Source organism: Streptomyces sp. SYSU D01066-1, from assembly GCF_054956795.1.
Window position 1 is genome coordinate 72412 of record NZ_JBUDHV010000030.1, and the last position, 13469, is coordinate 85880.

11 protein-coding genes and 1 pseudogene are annotated in these 13469 nt (G+C 73.1%); 9 read left to right on the plus strand and 3 right to left on the minus strand.

What is annotated here, in order from left to right:
- Positions 1-238: 238 nt before the first annotated feature.
- Genes ACY1JF_RS23955 through ACY1JF_RS23980 form a run of 6 tightly spaced genes read left to right on the plus strand, consistent with a single transcriptional unit; the run spans position 239 to position 6823 of the window.
- Positions 239-1291: a BMP family ABC transporter substrate-binding protein gene (locus ACY1JF_RS23955; protein ID WP_462707287.1), complete on the plus strand. Its 1053-nt coding sequence runs from the start codon at positions 239-241 to the stop codon at positions 1289-1291.
- A complete protein-coding gene (locus ACY1JF_RS23960; protein ID WP_462707288.1) occupies positions 1272-2816 on the plus strand; it encodes an ABC transporter ATP-binding protein in 1545 nt (514 codons plus the stop codon). Before ACY1JF_RS23955 ends, ACY1JF_RS23960 begins: the two co-directional genes overlap by 20 nt.
- Complete coding sequence (locus ACY1JF_RS23965) at positions 2813-3892, plus strand: ABC transporter permease (RefSeq protein ID WP_462707289.1); 1080 nt, start codon at positions 2813-2815, stop codon at positions 3890-3892. Before ACY1JF_RS23960 ends, ACY1JF_RS23965 begins: the two co-directional genes overlap by 4 nt.
- Positions 3892-4758: an ABC transporter permease gene (locus ACY1JF_RS23970; RefSeq protein ID WP_462707290.1), complete on the plus strand. Its 867-nt coding sequence runs from the start codon at positions 3892-3894 to the stop codon at positions 4756-4758. Before ACY1JF_RS23965 ends, ACY1JF_RS23970 begins: the two co-directional genes overlap by 1 nt.
- Complete coding sequence (locus ACY1JF_RS23975) at positions 4755-5510, plus strand: nucleoside phosphorylase (protein WP_462707291.1); 756 nt, start codon at positions 4755-4757, stop codon at positions 5508-5510. The genes ACY1JF_RS23970 and ACY1JF_RS23975 overlap by 4 nt, the downstream gene beginning before the upstream one ends.
- Positions 5507-6823, plus strand: a complete 1317-nt coding sequence (locus ACY1JF_RS23980; protein WP_462707292.1) for an amidohydrolase — start codon at positions 5507-5509, stop codon at positions 6821-6823. Before ACY1JF_RS23975 ends, ACY1JF_RS23980 begins: the two co-directional genes overlap by 4 nt.
- 311 nt (positions 6824-7134) lie before the next feature.
- Here ACY1JF_RS23980 and ACY1JF_RS23985 read toward each other — a convergent pair whose 3' ends face one another.
- From ACY1JF_RS23985 to ACY1JF_RS23995, 3 genes are all read right to left on the minus strand, one after another.
- On the minus strand, positions 7135-7890 hold the full coding sequence (locus ACY1JF_RS23985) for a ferredoxin reductase (protein ID WP_462707293.1): 756 nt from the start codon (positions 7888-7890) through the stop codon (positions 7135-7137).
- On the minus strand, positions 7883-8488 hold the full coding sequence (locus ACY1JF_RS23990; protein ID WP_462707294.1) for a sulfite oxidase-like oxidoreductase: 606 nt from the start codon (positions 8486-8488) through the stop codon (positions 7883-7885). The genes ACY1JF_RS23985 and ACY1JF_RS23990 overlap by 8 nt, the downstream gene beginning before the upstream one ends.
- 65 nt (positions 8489-8553) lie before the next feature.
- Entirely contained in the window at positions 8554-9192 is a 639-nt protein-coding gene (locus tag ACY1JF_RS23995) for a methyltransferase domain-containing protein (RefSeq protein WP_462707295.1), read from the minus strand.
- 1275 nt (positions 9193-10467) lie between these two features.
- Between ACY1JF_RS23995 and ACY1JF_RS24000 the strand changes: the two genes are divergently transcribed.
- The 3 genes and pseudogenes from ACY1JF_RS24000 to ACY1JF_RS24010 form a co-directional block, all read left to right on the plus strand.
- Positions 10468-11829 (plus strand): bifunctional o-acetylhomoserine/o-acetylserine sulfhydrylase, encoded by a 1362-nt coding sequence (locus ACY1JF_RS24000; protein WP_462707296.1) that lies wholly within the window; start codon positions 10468-10470, stop codon positions 11827-11829.
- Complete coding sequence (metX, locus tag ACY1JF_RS24005; protein ID WP_462707302.1) at positions 11826-12974, plus strand: homoserine O-acetyltransferase MetX; 1149 nt, start codon at positions 11826-11828, stop codon at positions 12972-12974. The genes ACY1JF_RS24000 and metX overlap by 4 nt, the downstream gene beginning before the upstream one ends.
- Before the next feature lie 305 nt (positions 12975-13279).
- Positions 13280-13469 (plus strand): annotated as a pseudogene (locus ACY1JF_RS24010) (hypothetical protein); the annotation flags it as partial.

The window sequence follows — 13469 nt, forward strand, 5'->3', positions numbered from 1 at the left end:
CAAAGGAGCACGTATCCGGAGGCGGGTGTTACAGTCCAGCCCCGCACCCGCAGGCCGAGACGAAGAAGGAGGACGCATGCTCTTCATCAGGCGTTTCTTCCTGGATTTCGGCCGGTGCGCCGGCGACGGCTGTCGTAGCTGACCCCGCGCCCGTTCCTCCTCACCGGCCCCCGGGCCTCCCCGCTCACCGTCGCGCGCTCCTCACGGAGTGTTCTCCCGCCGTACCCGGAAGGCACCCATGCACCGCAGACTCCGCCGCTCCCTGCAACTGACCGCGCTCGCCACCGGCACCGTCCTCCTCGCCACCGCCTGCAACGCCGCCGCGAAAAAGGACGGCGCGTCCGCCTCCTCGGGAAGCAGCGGCAGGTCCTTCACGCTCGTCACGCCCACCGCCGTCGGACAGAACGAGTTCCTGAAGCTCGCCGTCGACGGTGTCAAGCAGGCGGCGAAGCGGCACGACGGGGCGCAGAAGGTCTACGAGTCCACCGACACCGCCTCCCAGCAGCAGAACGTGCAGGCGGCGGTGGACGCCAAGCCCGACGCCGTCGTACTGGTCGGCTTCGAGTTCGCGGACATCGTCGCGCAGCAGGCTGTGAAGAACCCCGAGCAGCGGTTCCTGCTCGTCGACGCGTGCACGACCAAGACGTACAAGAACGTCAGCTGCGCCGTCTTCCGCGAGCAGGAGGCCGTCTACCTCGCGGGCGCCGAGGCGGGTCTGCTCAGCAAGAACGGCAAGGTCGGCGCGGTGGACGTGCTCGACACACCCCAGTTCCGCCGCTACAGCGACCCGTTCGCGGCCGGCGCCAGGAAGGTCGCCCCCGGGACGAAGTCCGCCACGCGCTTCGTCGGCGGCCAGTCCCCCTTCGACGACTCCGCCCGCGCCAAGGAGCAGGCCAACACCCTGCTGTCGCAGGGCTACGACCAGATCATGGCGGCGTCCGCGGCCGGCAACTACGGCGTGTTCGAGGCCGCCGAGGCCAAGGGCGCGTACGCGTACGGCGTCGACGTCAACCAGTGCTCCTCGGCGCCGGGCACGGTCGTCGACAACGTCATCAAGCGCACCGACATCGCCGTGGAGAAGGGCATCGAGACGGTACTCGGCGGCAGGACCGGCACGACCGTCTCCTACGGCCTGAAGGAGGGCGGCATCAGCCTGACGGGGCTGGAGGACGGCGTCGACTCCTCCAAGTGCGTGATCGCCGACCACAAGGACGTCCTGACGAAGGTCAAGGCGCTGCGTGACCAGATCGTGTCCGGGAAGCTGAAGGTCGATGACCCGGCAGCGAGCTGACATGGACGTCGCCGTCGAACTCCGGGGAATCACCAAGCGGTTCCCCGGCACGCTCGCCAACGACGCCGTCGACCTGACCGTCCGGCGCGGCGAGATCCACGCGCTGATGGGCGAGAACGGGGCCGGCAAGTCCACTCTGATGTCGGTCCTGTACGGCATGGAACGCCCGGACGCCGGCACCGTCGCGGTCGACGGACGTGAGGTGGTCTTCACCAGTCCCGGCGACGCGATGGCCGCCGGACTCGGCATGGTCCACCAAAGTTTCAAGCTGTTCGACTCCCTGACGGTCGCCGAGAACGTCGTCTACGCGGCCGAGCCGCGCCGCTTCGGCCTGGTGGACCGGGCCGCGGCCCGGAGCCGGGTCCGCGCGCTCGCCGAGGAGCACGGGCTGGCCGTCGATCCGGACGCCCGGGTCGGCGACCTGCCGGTGGGGCTGCGCCAGCGCGTGGAAATCCTCAAGCTGCTGCACCGCGGGGCGCGCACGCTCATCCTCGACGAGCCGACCGCCGTCCTGACGCCTGCCGAGGCCGACGCGCTGTTCGCGGTGCTGAAGTCACTGACCGCGCGGGGCCACGCGGTGATCCTCGTGACGCACAAGCTGCGCGAGGTGCTGGAGGGCAGCGACCGGGTGACCGTCCTGCGCGACGGCCGGGTGACCGCACGCCTGGTCACCGCCGGGACGTCGGCCGAGGACATCGCGGCCGCGATGACCGGCCGGGCGGTCGCACTCGACCGCGTCCACCCGGCGGGCACGCCCGGCGACGTGGTGCTCGACGTGACCGGCCTGGACACGGACGGCGTGCGCGCGGTCGACCTGACCGTCCGCGCCGGAGAGATCGTCGGCGTGGCCGGCGTCGCCGGCAACGGGCAGAGCGAACTCGTCGAGGCGCTGGCCGGGCTGCGGCCGGTCACGGCCGGCCGGGTCACGCTCGGCACGTCGGACATCACCCACGCCTCCGCAGCCGAGCGACGGGCGCGGGGGCTGGCGTACGTGCCCGAGGACCGGCACGCCGTCGGCACGGCGCCGTCCGCGTCGGTCGCGGACAACCTGGCCATGGGCCACCACCGCACCTCCCTGTCCTCCCACGGTCTGCTGCCGCCCCCGGCGGTGCGCGCCCACGCGCGGCGCCTGATCGAGCGCTTCGGCATCAAGGCGTTCACCCCCACGGTGCCCGCCTCCGCGCTGTCCGGCGGCAATCTGCAGAAGCTGCTGATCGGCCGTGAACTCGCCCATGGGGCCCCGCTGCTGCTCGTGGAGCAGCCCACCCGCGGGGTCGACATCGGCGCCATCCAGAACATCCACGACCAGCTGATCGCCTACCGCGACGCGGGGCACGCCGTCCTGCTGGTCTCGGCCGAGCTCAGCGAGATTCGGGGGCTCGCGGACCGGGTGCTGGTCATGTACGAGGGCCGCGTCACGGCGGAGTACGGCAAGGAAGAGGCGGACGAGCGGACGCTGGGCCTCGCCATGGCCGGCGGCACCGACGCGGACTCCGCCGTGGCGGAAGGCCATCGACTGACATGAGGAACCTCACAGCGGGAGCCCTGCGCTCCCCCCTCACCTTCTCGGTGCTCGCCGGCCTGGTCATCGGGGCGCTGTTCCTGCTCGGCACGGGCGCGGACCCGCTCGAGGCGTACGGCGCCATCCTGACCGGCTCCCTGGGCGGCGACGGCATCGGCTCCACGCTCTCCACCGGCACCAGCGTGCTCGGTCTGGCACTGGCGCTGGCCGTACCGCTGCGGGCCGGACTGATCAACCTCGGCGGCGACGGACAGATGGTGCTCGGCGGCATCGCCGCGGCCGTGACCGGCCTGTACGCGCCGCTGCCCGCGCCCCTCACCGTCGCCGTCGCCCTGCTGGCGGGCATGGCGGCGGGCGCCGGATACGCCGTGCTGGCCGCCCTGTGCGAGAACCACCTCGGTGTCCCGCTGCTGATCAGCAGCCTTCTGCTGAGCTACCCGGCGGTGTCCCTGGCCTCCTATCTGGCCCGCTACCCGCTCAAGGAACCCGGTTCGAGCCTGCCGCAGACCCGCGCGCTGCCGAAGGGGGTGGCGCTGCCCGCCTTCGGGGACTCGACGGTGACGGCGGGGCTGCTCCTCGTCGTCCTCGCGGCGGCCGCGTACTGGTTCACCGACCGGCGCACCGCGTTCGGCTACGAGATCCGCATGACCGGACGCAACGCGCGCTTCTCCGCGTACGCGGGCGTCGAACGGCGCGGGCTGACGCTGAAGCTGATGTCGGTCTCCGGCGCCCTGGCCGGACTGGTCGGCGCCCTGGGCGTGCTGAGCTTCCCCTACCGCTTCATCGACGGTTCACTGACCACGCCCGGCTACACCTGGACCGGGCTGACGGCCGCGCTGCTGGCCGCGGCGGCCCCGCTGGGCACCGTGATCGCCGCCTTCTTCTTCGCTGTCCTGCAGGTCGGCGGGTTGGCGATGGAGCGCACGACCGAGGTCCCGCGCGAGCTGACACAGGTGCTGCAGGCGATCGTGATCGTGTTCCTGGCCGCCCGGCTGCGCTTCCCGCGCCGCCTGTTCCGGCCCAAGGACGCCGGTGCCCCCCGGACTGACTCCGGCGTCCGGCAGAAGGAGACCGTGTGATGTTCCTCAACACCGATCTGCTGATGTCGGCGCTGGGCGCGCTCACCCCGATCCTGCTGGCCGCGCTGGGCGGCGCCCTGTGCGAACGCGCGGGTGTGTTCAACATCGCCCTCGAGGGCATGATGCTGCTCGGCTGCTTCACCTCGGTCGCCACCAGCTGGTTCACCGGCAGTCCCTGGCTCGGTGTCCTGGCGGCGGCACTGGCCGCGGCGGCGTACTCGCTGATCCTCGCCGTCGGAGCGGTCACGCTGCGCGGGGACGCGGTGGTGCTGGGCATCGCCATGAACCTGCTCGCTGTCGGGCTGACCGGCTTCCTGCTGCGCACGGTCTTCGGCGTGCAGGGCACCTTCGACGATCCCTCGCTCGCCGGACTGCCGCTGATCGGCGGTTTCTCACCGCTGGCGTACGTGTCCTGGGCGGCGGTCGCCCTCTCTGCCGTGCTGCTCTCCCGGCACGTGTGGGGGCTGAGGCTGCGCGGGGTCGGCGAGGCCCCGGACGCCGCGGCCACCCTCGGGGTGAGCCCGGTGAAGTACAAGTACGCGGCCGTGCTCGTCTCCGGGGTGCTGTGCGGTCTGGCCGGTGCCCAGCTGGCGCTCGGCAACGTCACCCTGTTCACCGAGAACATGACCGCCGGCCGCGGCTGGATCGCCGTCGTCGCGGTCATGCTCGGCCGGGCCGCGCCCGTCGGGGTGCTGCTGTCGGCGCTGCTGTTCGGCCTCGCCGAGGCGGTCGGCTTCCGCCTCCAAGGCCTCGGACTGCCGCAGCAGGCCACCGACGCCGCGCCGTACGTCGTCACCCTCGGCGCCCTCTTCCTCACCACGGCCCGTCTGCGCCGCCGTGCCCGTCCCACCGGAGCCGCCTCATGACCCTCGATCTGCTGCCCGTCACCCGGATCCCCCGCACCGGTCTCCCCGCCCACGCGCTGGTCGTCGGCGACCCGGCCCGCGCCACGGCCGTCGCCGCCCTCCTCGACGGCGCCGAGGAGGTGTCGTACCACCGCGAGTACCGCGTCTTCCGGGGGAGCTGGAAGGGGCTGCCCGTCGTCGTGGCCTCGCACGGGGTCGGCGCGCCGGGAGCGGTCCTGCTGTTCCAGGAGCTGGCCGACGCGGGGGTGCGGACCTTCGTCCGGTTCGGCACCGCGGGCGCGATGAAGCCGGGCATCGCCGACGGTGACCTGGTCGTCGCGGAGGCGGCGGTGCGCGACGACGGGGTGACCCACCAGCTGCTGCCGCCGGAGTACCCGGCGGTCTCCTCCCCCGAGGTGGTCTTCGCGCTGGCGCGCGCGGCCCGCGACAACGGCGCCCCGTACCACCGGGGGATCGTCTGGACCCGGGCCGCGTTCCAGCCCGGTCTGCTGCCGCTGTTCTCCTACGCCGGTGCCGGACTCGCCGCGATCGAGATGGAGCTGTCGGCGCTGCTGGTGACGGCCTCGCTGCGGGGCCTCGCGGCCGGCGGGGTGCTGGTGATCGACGGGGCGAACGCCGACGAACTGGTCGACGTGGAGAGCACCGGCGGCTACGACCCGCACCGGGACGTCGTCGCCGCCGGTGTCGAACGGGGCGCGGTCGTCTCGCTGGAGGCGCTGCGGCTGCTGGCGGAGCAGGAGAACCCGGCATGACCATCGACCTGCTGGTCCACGGCGGCGAGGTGCTGACGGTCGACGACGCCGGGACGGTCGTCCCCGGTGGCGCGGTCGCCGTCCACGAGGGGGAGATCCTCGCCGTCGGCCCGGCCGAGGCCCTGAGGGCCCGCTGCACCGCCGCGGAGGAGATCGACGCGACCGGGTGTCTCGTCCTGCCGGGCCTGGTCAACACGCACACCCACCTCGCGATGACACTGCTGCGCGGCCGCGCCGACGACGTCACCCTCCAGGGCTTCCTGGAGCGGGTGCTGCGGTGGGAGTCCGCACTGCTGACGCCGCGAAACGTGGCGGCGGCGGTGCGGCTGGCGGTCGCCGAGAGCGTACGGGCCGGAGTGACCTCGGCCCTGGACATGTACTGGTTCCACGAGGCGGCCGAGACGGCGGCCCGCGAGGCGGGCTGGCGGCTGCACACCGGCCCCACCTTCATGGACGTGCCGGAGCCCCCGGACGGCTTCGGGTACGAGGAGCGGCTCGCGTGGGCACGACGGGACCTGGAGCGGAGGGGACCGGCCCGGGGCGGCCGGCGCCCGGTGCTCTTCGCCCACTCCGCCTACACCCTCGCCCCGGGGCAGCTCGTCGAGATCGCCGCGCTGGCGCAGGAGTTCGGTGCGCTGCTGCACCTCCACGCGGCCGAGAACGCCGTCGAGGTGGCCACCGTCGAGACGCGGCACGGCAGGCGGCCGGTCGAACTGCTGGACGCGCTCGGGCTGCTCGGCCCGGACCTGCTGCTCGCGCACGCCGTGGACCTCACCGGCCCGGAGATCGCGGCGCTGGCCCGCACCGGCACGTCCGTCGCGCACTGCCCGGTGTCCAACCTGAAACTGGGGTGCGGCATCGCCCCCGTGCCCCGGCTGCTGAGCGCGGGGGTGACCGTCGGTCTCGGCACGGACGGAGCGGTCAGTTCCAACTCGCTGGACGTGCTGGGCGCGGTGCGGCAGGCGGCACTGGTGCACAAGGCGGGCGGCGACCCCACGGCGGTCGGCGCGGAGCAGGCCGTACGCATGGCGACCCTCGACGGGGCGCGGGCGCTGGGGCTCGGCGCTCAGCTGGGCTCGCTGGAGGCCGGGAAGCGGGCCGATCTGGTCGTGCTCGATCTGCGCGCGCCGCATCTCCAGCCGCAGCACGACCCGTGGTCGACGCTCGCCTACGCGGCGCACAGCGCGGACGTCCGGGACACGGTGGTCGACGGGCGCGTGCTGATGCGCGACCGCGTGCTCACCACGATCGACGAGGCCGCGGCCGTCGCCGACCTCGCCGCGCTCGTCGCCGCCCCGGCGGCCCGGGACTGACCGCCCGCACCGCCCGCGAAGGGGCCGCCGCCCGCACGAGGGCGTCGGCCCCTTCTCCGGTTCACCGGTCGCCCCGTACGTCGGACCGGCGCACGCGTCCGGTCGCTCCCTCCGGCCGACCGGTCGGCTCGCGCGGTCCGTCGGCACCTGCCGCCGCCTCGCACGGCCCGCCCGACGCGGGCGACCGGCGTCGGCTCGAGAAGCGCGGGTCGGCCCGAGGGGTGCGGGGCGGCCGGGGAGAGGTCGGTCGGTCCCCACGGCCGGCGCCTTGTACCGTCCGTCCGCGCGGCCGGACAGCGTGCGTACGGCGGTCAGCCGAAGCGCTCGATGCGGATGCGGTCGACGGGCTGCCCCGCCGCGACCAGCAGCCGGGAGGCGTGCTCGGCGAAGGCGTTGGACCCGCAGACGTACACCTCCCAGCCGCCGGGTGGCGCCTCGGCGATCAGCGTGGTCACCTGGGCGGCGGACAGTCGCCCCACCGGGTGCCCCCCAGGGGCGGAACGGGTGAACACGGAGGTGGTCTCCGGGCCCAGTTCCCTCGCGTAGATCAGGTCCTGCGGGGAGCGGGCGGACACCAGCAGCCGCAGCGGGACCGACAGCCGCCGCGCCCGGTGGTGCCGCACCATCGACATCAGCGGTACGACCCCGGAGCCGGCGCCGACCAGCAGCGCGGGCCGGTCGCCCGGCCAGGCGAAGAAGCCGCTCAGCGGGCCTCGCACCTCGACCGTGTCGCCGGGCCGGGCCACCGTGTGGAACCAGCCGGAGACCTCGCCGCCCTCGACGTGGTCCAGTGTCAGTTCGACGTGCCCCGAGTCGTCGGGGGCGGACGCGATTGAGTAGTGGCGCTGGGCCACGTACCCGTCCCCGGCGCGCAGCCGCAGCATCAGGTGCTGCCCCGGCAGGTGTCCCGCCCAGGCCGGCACCGCGAACCGGAAGGTCGACGCGCGCGGGGTCTCGCGCCGCACCTCGACGAGGGTGGCCGTCTGCCACACGGCCGCAGCCCGGTTGCTCACCGCGATCCGGCCGGGCACCGCGAAGCGGGTGGCGGGGAGGTGGGTCTCAGTCACCGGAGTACCGCTGTTCCTGCCAGGGGTTGCCGCGGGCGTGGTAGCCGTTGCGCTCCCAGAATCCGGGTTCGTCGTGGTCGAGGAGGGTGATGCCCGCGATCCACTTGGCGCTCTTCCAGAAGTACAGGTGCGGCACCAGCAGCCGCGCCGGTCCGCCGTGCTCGGGGGAGAGCGGGGCGCCCCCGTACCCGAACGCGATCCAGGCCTGGCCACCGGTCAGGTCCGCCAGCGGAAGGTTCGTGGTGTACCCGGTGTGGGAGTACGCGAGGGCGTGCGTGGCGGAGGCGTCGGGGGCGGCCGCGTCCAGGAACGCGTCCAGGGACACGCCCTCGAACCGCACGTCGAACTTCGACCAGCTGGTCACGCAGTGGATGTCGCCCGCGTAGGCGGACCGGGGCAGTTCGTGGGCCTGCTCCCAGGTCCAGGTGCGGGGCCGGGACACCAGGCCGTCGACGCGGAAGGTCCAGTCCGCGGGCGCGAGGTCGGGCGTGACCTCTGCGGACAGGACGGGCCAGTCGTCGCCGGCGTCGTACTGACCGGGTGGCAGACCGGGGTTGTGGACGCGCGGGCGCCCGGTGAAGCCTCGGGTGACGTTCATGCGCGTGGTGCCTGCCTCGGTGCCGCTCTCAGCCGTCTCGTACGTGCAGGTCAATCGTATACGTGTCACACGTCCGCTCCCGCCCGGGTGCCGCTCACCCGGGTACGGGGACATGTGCGGTCGGGACGGCTGGCCCGGTGCTGCAGGTCGACCACGGGAAGCCGGTAGCCGGCGTCGAGTGCTTCGCGGTCGAGCAGGTCGGCATGGCGTCGGTGCCACCGGCCGGAGGGCAGGTCCTCGGACAGCCGGGCCAGGCCCGGCCGGAGGGCTTCGTCCCGGGTCTGGGCGAACAGCGAGACACCGGCCCGGACCTGCGGATCGAGGTATGCCTCGGGTCGGCGCCAGAAGGCGGCGAGGAATCCGTCGGTGCAGTCGTGCGGGACGGGGACGGTCTCGATGCGGGCGCCTCCCAGCAGTGCGACGAGGCGGCCGACCGCGACCGCTCGTGCGCCGTCGACCGCGGCCGCCTCGGGCAGGTACTCCTCCAGCAGCCAGAAACGGCGGTTGACGTCGTGGTCGAAGGCGAGGGCGACGATCCGCCGCCGGGCGATACGGCGGAGTTCCCGGATGCCGGCTTCCAGGTCGCTCCAGTGATGCACGGTCAGGAGGGCCATCGCCGCGTCGGCCGAGTCGTCGGGCAGGGGGATCGACTCCGCGGATGCTTCCAGGGCCCGCGCGGATCCGGCCGGACGCTGGGCGATCATCACTGAGCTGGGTTCGACGGCCAGCACCGTCCGTGACGGTTCGCAGGAGCCGGCGTCGGCCCCACGTTGATCACGGTGGCGGCACCACCGAGGGCTCGATGGATCCTGCCGGCGATCCGGGGGCCGGGCCGCCGGGTGCGTGCGTAGGTCCGTAGGCCCCCCGATACTGTCGTAAATCGTCACGCCCCGCAGTACGCGCTTCCCGTCGGCGCCGGGAGGGTGCGCGGCGTCATCGGTTTCCCCGGTGTCCTCGAGGTGGTCGATCGCCGGCCGCTGTCCGCAACCGCCGGCACATGTGGCCCGCTTCCCCTGACGGAACCACCGTGCCCGGTTCTTCGGCGGTGGGTGCCGAGGCGCGGGTGTCCGGTCCGGTCGTGACCGGGTTTCCTCGGCCCGGTGACACGGAGGGGGCGCCGCCTCCGTGACACCGCGTGCGAAGGCCTGTTCCCAGCGGCAGAGGCGGGCACTTGCGGGAAGCGGATCCGGATCGGGGACGAGACCGGTTGCGGGGAGGGCGTCCCGGCCGAGGCCGCCGGAGTGGCCGGCGGCCTTCTCCGGATGACTCAGCGGATCGCCGCGGCCATCACCCTGAGCACTGTCTCCGGGAGCCGTCTGCGCGGTGCGTCGGGACCGACGGGCAGCCCCCGTACGGCTTTCGCGCGCCTCTCCCCTGCGCCAGTCCGCCGACCGCGGCCGTCATCCTGTCGCTGCCGCGCCCCCGCCTCACGACCCCCGACGCCCCCCTCACCGGGCTGGGACACCCGCACCCCGCACCCGCCCGTGAGGAAGCGTGAGAGGGGATCACCGGACCGCTCCCATGCCCGTGGGCGGCCTCGACCGGGCGGCCCCCGGCCGCACCGTGACGGCCGCGACGGCTCACCCGGAACGGGCCGGGCAACACCGTGTGTGCCTGGCCAGTGGTCTCCACGGCCGGACCGGAGGACACACGCGCAGCTGCGTTCACAAGGTGTCCCGGCGGAGGGGACGGCGACCCGGGTCCGGTGTCCGAGGTGTCATCCTCCTCCACTTCCTACTGGTGCGCCGTCACCATCTGTGGTTACCTGATCGCATGACCGTGCTCGTGACCCGCCGCCACGTTGACTACGTGCGTGTCACCACCACGTGTTGTTCCGCCGTGGGCTGACGCCGCGCTCCGGCATTCGCATTTCCTTCTCCACTCTCGCACCGCGCTGTCCGCGCCCCGTCCTCTTCCGGTCCGGGCAGCGGTCGCGTGCTCTCCTCGCACACCCCGCACGTCCCGCACAAGGGAGAACCATGAGCCAGCCGATCGACTCCGTCACCGCCGGTCACACCCCCGAGGACGAACCAGCCGGCCCCGACACCTCGGCCTGGTCGTTCGAGACCAAGCAGATCCACGCCGGCGCCACGCCGGACCCGGCGACCGGAGCGCGGGCGGTACCGATCTACCAGACCACCTCGTTCGTCTTCCGTGACACCCAGCACGCCGCCGACCTGTTCGCGCTCGCCGAACCGGGCAACATCTACACCCGTATCCACAATCCGACCCAGGACGTCTTCGAGCAGCGGATCGCCGCGCTCGAAGGCGGCGTCGCCGCGGTGGCCCTGGCCTCCGGGCAGGCCGCGGAGACCCTCGCCGTCCTGACTCTGGCGAGCGCGGGCGACCACATCGTCTCCAGCACGTCCCTGTACGGCGGCACGTACAACCTGTTCCGCCACACCCTGCCCAAGTTCGGCATCGAGGTGTCCTTCGTCGACGACCCCGACGACCTCGAGGCCTGGCGCGCGGCGATCCGGCCGAACACGAAGGCCCTGTTCGCCGAGACGCTCGGCAATCCGCGCGGCAACGTGCTCGACGTACGGGCGGTGGCCGACGTCGCGCACGAGGCGGGTGTCCCGCTGATCGTGGACAACACCGTGCCGACCCCGTATCTGCTGCGGCCCGTCGAGCACGGCGCCGACATCGTCGTCCACTCCGCGACCAAGTTCCTCGGCGGCCACGGCACCACCATCGCCGGCGTCGTCGTCGACGGCGGCACCTTCGACTTCGGCGCGCACGCCGACCGCTTCCCCGACTTCAGCGAACCGGACCCCAGCTACCACGGTCTGCGGTACTGGCCCGCGCTCGGCCCGGGTGCTTTCGCCGTCAAACTGCGCGTCCAACTGCTCCGCGACCTCGGACCCGCGCTCTCCCCGCACTCTGCCTTCCTGCTGCTGCAGGGCGTGGAGACGCTCAGCCTGCGCGTCGAGCGGCACTCCGCCAACGCCCAGGCCCTGGCCGAGTGGCTGGAACAGCGCGACGAGGTCGCCGTCGTCCATTACCCGGGTCTGAAGTCCAACCGGTGGTACGAGGCCGGTCAGCGGTATCTGCCGCGCGGCGCCGGCGCGGTCCTGGCCTTCGAACTGCGGAACGGGGTCGAGGCCGGCAAGCGGTTCGTCGATGCCGTCGAGCTGTTCAGCCATCTCGCCAACATCGGCGACGTACGCAGTCTCATCATCCATCCGGCGTCCACCACCCACAGCCAGCTGGACGAAGCTCAGTTGGCGGCGACCGGCGCCTCGCCCGGACTGGTTCGCCTGTCGGTCGGCCTGGAGAACCTCGCCGACCTCAAGGCGGACCTGGAGGCGGGCTTCCGCGCGGCGAAGGGCGCGTCCTGAACACCGTACCGACGACCTCCGGGGTCCCCCTCCCGCCGGCCTCCGGGGCCTGGCGGGAGGGGGACCCCCCGGGTCGCCGCCAATGGCACGTGCGGGAGAAACCGCTGCCGTTGGAGGCGGGGGGCGAACTACCCGGCGTGCGGCTCGCGTTCGAGACCTGGGGGCGTTTGGCACCGGACCGCTCCAACGCCGTGCTGGTGCTCCACGCGCTCACCGGCGACAGCCACGTCGCCGGACCGGCCGGGCCCGGTCACCCCACCCCCGGCTGGTGGGACGGGCTCGTGGGGCCCGGTCTGGCATTGGACACGGACCGCTGGTTCGTCGTCGCTCCCAACGTGCTGGGCGGCTGCCAGGGCAGCACCGGGCCCTCCTCGGTACGTCCCGGCGGACGGTACTGGGGGGCGGCCTTCCCCTCCCTGACACAGCGCGATCAGGTCGCCGCGGAAGCCGGCCTGGCCGACGCACTCGGCATCGACCGCTGGGCCCTGGTGATCGGCGGCTCCATGGGGGGGATGCGCGCCCTGGAGTGGGCCGTGTCGTATCCGCAGCGCACGGGCGCCCTCCTCCTGCTCGCCACCGCGGCGGCGGCGACCGCGGAGCAGATCGCCTGGGCCGGCATTCAGCTCCATGCCATCCGCAGCGACCCCCACTGGCGCGGCGGTGACTACCACGGCACGGGCCGGGGGCCGCACACGGGGCTCGGACTGGCCCGCCGCATCGCCCACGTCACCTACCGAAGCGAGCCGGAGTTGCAGCTCCGCTTCGGCCGCGCGCCCCAGGGTGCGGAGGACCCCTGGGACGGCGGCCGGTACCGGGTCGAGTCCTATCTCGACCATCATGCCGCCAAGTTGGTGCGCCGCTTCGACGCGGGCAGTTATGTCGTGCTGGCGGACGCCATGAACACGCACGACGTCGGCCGCGGCCGGGGCGGTACGCGCGCCGCCCTGCGCCGCGTGACCGCCAGGACGCTTGTCGCTGGAGTGGACTCGGACCGCCTGTATCCCCTCGTCCAGCAGGCGGAGCTGGCCGCCGGAATCCGCGCGGCGGATCACTGCCGGGTGATCGAATCCCCCTGCGGGCATGACGGCTTCCTCGTCGAAGTGGAGCAGGTCGCCGCGCTCGTACGCGAACTCCTCGGTCACTGAAGCCGGTTCCCGCACACAGGCTCGGGCAAGGCCGCGTCGGACCGTGCCGCCCCGGTCGGCGGCCCCGGCCCGGCCATGTGCGCTCTCCTCGTTCGAGGCCGACGGCCGGCCGGACGCCTGCCGGAGCGTCCGACCGGCCGAGCGGCCACCACGGTCGACGGTTACCGTTCCCGAGGCCGGATCAGAGGCCGTTCTCTTTCCGAACCTCATGTGTGATTTCTGCTGGTCAGGCATGAGACCGCGGTTATCGCGGGAGTCTCGCTACGTTGCTGGCCGAGATGTCGTGGGGGTGGCGGGTGCCGTCGATGCGGGCGGTTCTGGAGACGCGGCGGAAGGCCGCGGAGGCGCGGGTGGAGGAAATCGAAGCCGAGCTGGAGCGGATTCAGGCGGCTCTGACGGAGGCGGAAGAGGTGCTCCGGCGCCGGGTGATCGGCCTGGAGCAGTACCTGGAGGCGCTGGCCGAGGTGGACGCGCCCGCCGTGGTGACCGACGGGT